Below are 1,582 nucleotides of genomic sequence, written 5' to 3' on the forward strand. Positions count from 1 at the left end.
GGGTACGGCGTTCGTGGAGTTGGCGATCCGGGCGGGTGACGAGGTCGGCTGCGACCGGATCGACGAACTCACCCTCGAAACACCCCTGGTGCTGCCCGACAACGGCGGCGTCCAGATCCATGTCTCCGTCGGTTCGCCGGAGCCCTCCGGTGAACGGTCGCTCACGGTGTACTCCCGGACCGAGGACGCTCCCGCCGACCAGCCGTGGACCCGGCATGCCGCCGGTGTGCTCGGCACCGGTACCCCGTCGGCATTGGCTCCGGGGGACTCGCCATGGCCCCCCGCCGGTGCGACGCGGGTCGATCTCGACGGGCTCTACCAGGGCCTCGACGAGGCCGGGCTCCGTTACGGTCCGCTGTTCCAAGGGCTGACCGCCGCCTGGCGGCAGAACGACAGCGTCTTCGCGGAGATCCGGCTCCCGGAGGGAGCGGATGCCACCGGCTTCGGCGTGCACCCCGCGCTGCTCGACGCCGCGTTGCACGCCATGAGTCTGACCGGCATCGGGTACGAACCCGGGCGCGTGCTACTGCCGTTCGCCTGGGGCGGGGTGTACCTGCACGGGACGGGCGCCCGCGCGCTGCGCGTACGGATAGACCGGACCGGCTCCGACAGCGTGTCGCTGACGGCGACCGACGACAGCGGGCGACCGGTGATCTCGATCGGCTCGCTGGTCCTTCGCGCCGTGTCCGCCGACCAACTGCGTGCGTCGCGACCGGTCGCCGGGGAGTCGCTGTACCAACTGGACTGGACCCCTGTCCCGGTCCCTGAGGCCGTCGGCATCCAGGGCAGCTGGGCCTTCCTCGACTCGCGTGCGGAGAGCGTCTGCGCCGGCCTCGTCGCCGACCGCTTCCCCGACGTCAACGCCCTCGCCCAAGCGGTGAGTTCTGGAGCACCGGCTCCGGACGCGGTCATCGTTCCGTTCCTCGACGAGCGGGGTGACGCCGTGGCCGCGGTGCGCGCCGCGACCGGTCGAGCGCTTCTGCTGCTGCAGAAATGGCTCGCGGAGGACGCGCTCGGCTCGTCCCGGCTGGTGATCGTCACACGTGGTGCGGTCGCCATCGGAGAGCACGAGGACGTCCAGGATCTGGCGGCGGCCGCTGTCTGGGGCCTGGTCCGCTCGGCACAGTCGGAGAATCCTGGGCGGTTTGTGCTGGTCGACATCGACGACGTCGAGCCGTCTCACGCTGCACTGTCCGCGGCGCTCGACACCAACGAACCCCAACTTGCCCTGCGCGCAGGTGAGATGAACGCGCCGCGCCTCGCCCGCACCGGCGACGGCGGCACGCTGACCATCCCCGCGGGGGAGAGCGCCTGGCGGCTGGACGCGCCGACCAAGGGCACCTTCGAGGACCTCGCGCTGGTTCCGAATCCGGAGGCCAACGAACCCCTTGAGCCCGGCCAGGTGCGGATCTCGGTACGTGCCACCGGCCTCAACTTCCGCGACGTGATCCTCACCCTCGGCATGCTGCCCGGCCAGGATGGCCTCGGTAGTGAGGGTGCGGGGGTGGTGGTGGAGGTCGGTTCCGGGGTTGTTGATCTGTGTCCTGGGGATCGGGTGATGGGGTTGTTCGCTGGGTTTGTG

1 protein-coding gene is annotated in these 1,582 nt (G+C 70.7%); it reads left to right on the forward strand.

Annotated elements, in window-relative coordinates:
* A partial coding sequence (locus ADK64_RS04975; protein WP_159046165.1) for a SpnB-like Rossmann fold domain-containing protein occupies nucleotides 1-1,582 on the forward strand: 1,582 nt, incomplete at both ends.

The sequence above is a fragment of the Streptomyces sp. MMG1121 genome (assembly GCF_001280015.1).
In the GTDB taxonomy this organism is placed as follows: Bacteria; Actinomycetota; Actinomycetes; order Streptomycetales; family Streptomycetaceae; genus Streptomyces.